The organism is Mesorhizobium sp. M8A.F.Ca.ET.021.01.1.1 (genome assembly GCF_003998025.1).
In the GTDB taxonomy this organism is placed as follows: Bacteria; Pseudomonadota; Alphaproteobacteria; order Rhizobiales; family Rhizobiaceae; genus Mesorhizobium.
The window spans coordinates 1-3,142 of record NZ_RZSJ01000671.1; the positions used below are offsets into that span (position 1 = coordinate 1).

The 3,142-nt window shown below is 65.8% G+C and carries 5 protein-coding genes; all 5 read right to left on the minus strand.

What is annotated here, in order from left to right:
• Window positions 1-826: glycosyltransferase N-terminal domain-containing protein (locus EOA36_RS31885; RefSeq protein ID WP_281040101.1), on the minus strand; the 826-nt coding region annotated here is incomplete at its 3' end.
• On the minus strand, window positions 823-1,614 hold the full coding sequence (locus EOA36_RS31890; RefSeq protein WP_127280825.1) for a lysophospholipid acyltransferase family protein: 792 nt from the start codon (window positions 1,612-1,614) through the stop codon (window positions 823-825). The genes EOA36_RS31890 and EOA36_RS31885, both read right to left, overlap by 4 nt.
• Before the next feature lie 5 nt (window positions 1,615-1,619).
• Window positions 1,620-1,865, minus strand: coding sequence for a DUF4170 domain-containing protein (locus tag EOA36_RS31895; RefSeq protein WP_015318348.1), 246 nt, complete (start codon window positions 1,863-1,865; stop codon window positions 1,620-1,622).
• Window positions 1,866-1,941: 76 nt separating this feature from the next.
• Window positions 1,942-2,745 (minus strand): 3'(2'),5'-bisphosphate nucleotidase CysQ, encoded by an 804-nt coding sequence (locus tag EOA36_RS31900; protein ID WP_127280826.1) that lies wholly within the window; start codon window positions 2,743-2,745, stop codon window positions 1,942-1,944.
• Window positions 2,732-3,142, minus strand: a 411-nt coding sequence (locus tag EOA36_RS31905) for a metallopeptidase TldD-related protein (protein ID WP_245464528.1), incomplete at its 5' end; no start/stop codon positions are given. The genes EOA36_RS31905 and EOA36_RS31900, both read right to left, overlap by 14 nt.

Sequence of the window (3,142 nt, forward strand, 5' to 3'; positions counted from 1 at the left end):
GATCGGGGTGACGCGGAACGACGATCGTCAAAAGGCCGTGGTGACGCTTGTGCAGCGTCGCGTGGACTTCCGCCGCGACCACTTCCTCGCCATCATGGGTCGAGATCGCCGCCCAGGTCGGCCGATCGCCGATCTGCCGCTGCAAAATGCCGAGCGCGCGATCGTCGACCGGAGGCGGGTTGGTGTCGACCTTGAGGTTGCCCGACACCGTGACCGGCCGGGCGCCGAGCGCGCGAAACCGCTCGCCGTCGACGTCGGACTGGGCAACGACATGGGCCAGATTCTCGAACAGCGCCTCGGCGATGTTGGCCCGCTTCTTCCACGACGTGAACGAGCGATCGGAGAGCCTGCCATTGACCAGCACCTGCGGCACGTGGCGAGCACCGAGTTCGAGGATGGTCATCGGCCAGATCTCGGATTCGGCGATGATCGCCAGATCCGGTTTCCAGTGATCGAGGAAGCGGCTGACCGCCGGCTTCAGATCGAGCGGCACATATTGGTGGATGATGCGGTCGCCGAGCCGCTCGTCGACGACCTGGGCGGAGGTTACCGTGCCGGTCGTCAGCACGATGTTGACGCCGTAGTCGAGGATGCTTTCGACCAGCGGCACGACGGCCAAGGTCTCGCCGACGCTCGCGGCATGGATCCAGATCACCGGCCCCTCGGGGCGCGGCCGGCCGGCGACGCCGTAGCGCTCGCGGCGGCGGTTGCGGTCTTCCTTGCCGCGCGAAGTGCGCCAGGCGACATAGGGTCCGACCAGCGGATAGGCGGCCGCGCCGGCAAATCGATATGCCGACAGCATGGTGCGGGCCCAGCGGCCGCTCATCGAGGACCGTCCACGAGACGGTAGGCCTCGGCGGTCGCGGCGTTGAGGGCGGCCGTCACTTCCAGGCGCTTGCGTTCCATTTCGGCGTCGTCGGCATCCGCCGCCACGAAGATCGGCGCGCCGATGGTCACGGCGGAGCGGCCGAAGGGCAGGTTGATGGTGGTCTTGTCCCAGCTCTTTTCCAGCACCTTGCGGCGGCTGGTGGCTATGGCGACGGGCAGGAGCGGCCGGCCGGAGAGGCGAGCCAGGAGAACGATGCCGAGCCCTGCATCGCGCGGGGTACCGTGGGGAATGTCTGCGATCATGGCAACGTTCTTGCCTGCGGTGAGCGACTTTTTGAGGGCGATCAGCGCCTTGGCCCCACCCTTGTCCAGATGCCTGGCATTGTCACGCCCACCCGAACCGCGCACCGCCTCGATGCCGAACTTCTCCAGCATCAGCGCGTTGAGTTCGGCATCAGCGCTGCGCGACACCATGGCAACCAGGGGTTTGCGCTTGGGGTAATAGGCCGGTGTCAAAAGATGCTGGCCATGCCACAGAGCAATGATACCCGGCTCGAACTCGGCGTAGGCGCCGCCCGAAAAGCGCGCCGATCCGGCGACCAGGGGGCTGGTCAGGCGAACCAGCCGCACGAACTGCGCGAGCAGGCTGGCAATGGCGTTCTTGACGAATCGAGACTGCGCGAGCGGCTCGCGAATGCGGCGCCAGAAGGCTTTGGTCGTGCGGCTGCCGCCCCTGCCCGTGGGCGCGGCCTCGCTGGCTGGCTGTTTCGCCAGATCATGCTCCATCGAGGTCAACCGGCGGCCTTGCTATCAGGATCCAGCAGGCGGTGCAGATGAACGACGAAATAACGCATATGAGCATTGTCCACGCTGGCTTGCGCCTTGGCTTTCCACGCAGTGTGCGCGGATTGATAGTCGGGATAGACGCCGACGATGTCGAGCGCGTCGAGATCCCTGAACTCGGTACCGCCAAGCTTCTTGAGTTCGCCGCCGAACACCAGATGCAAAAGCTGTTTCTTTCCGTCTTCCGCGGCCATGTCGGTCCTTCACATATCGTGAGTTTGTGACAGGTCTAGACCAAAGCCGCCGACTTTGGAACCTTCGAAAACGCTTTCAGGCATCCAGCCCGGCGATGACATCGACAAGCACCGCCAGCAGGTCCCCGCTGCCGGCGGCGAGCGCGCCGTGGCGGATCACCTCGCCGGCGTAGAGCGGCGCGCGGCCATTCGGGTCGAGCAGTTGACCGCCCGCCTCGCGCAGGATGAGATCGGCGGCTGCGATGTCCCAGTCATGCGCGTTCGGCTTGACGAACGTTGCGTCGAGCGTCCCGTTGGCGATCATCGCCAGGCGGTAGGCGAGCGAGGGGATGTAGGGTGCCCGCTGCAGCCGCTGCTGCCAGGCGGCAGGCACCAGGTCGATCAACTGCTTCAATCCTGAAATTTCAGCCTTGTCCCCAGGCTTGCGCACCGCGATGCGCTTGTCGTTGCGGAAGGCGCCCTGAGCGGGCAGCGCCGAGTAGGTCTCATCCATCGCCGGACATTCGAGCACCCCGGCGAGCGTGCGGCCATTCTCGACGACGGCAACGCTGACGCACCATGTCCGCTGGCCTTCGAGGAAGCCGCGCGTGCCGTCGATCGGGTCGACAACGAAGGTGCGGCGCGCCGAAAGCCGTGCCGGATCGTCGGCCGTCTCTTCCGACAGCCAGCCATAATCCGGCCGTGCCGCAAGCAGCGTCTGGCGCAGATACGCATCGGCGGCATGATCAGCTTCGCTGACCGGCGAGGTGCCGCCCTTCATCCAGACCTGCGGATTGTTGCCGAAGTAGCGCATGGCGATAAGACCGGCCTCGCGGGCGGCGTCACGCAGCAGCGGCAAGTCCTGATCGGCACCGGCAGTGGTCAGGTCATGCTCCGGCAAGGGTCATGCCTTCTATCAGGAGCGTCGGGGCCGCGGTGCCGAAATTGCGGTCGAGGTCATTGGCCGGCACCATGTTGAGGAACATCGTCTTCAGGTTCGAGGCGATGGTGACTTCGGCGACCGGATAGGCGAGCGCGCCATTTTCGATCCAGAAGCCCGAGGCGCCGCGACTGTATTCGCCGGTGAGCATGTCCACGCCTTGGCCGAACACTTCGGTGACGTAGAAGCCGGTCTTGAGCGAGCCGATCAAATCCTCCGGCGAGCGCTCGCCCGCCTCGATGGCAAGGTTCGTCGACGACGGCGAGACGGAGGAGCCGCCGCGCGCGCCGCGACCGTTGGTGACAAGGCCGAGCTCCCGCGCCGCCGACGTCGACAGGAACCAGTGGTTGAGGACACC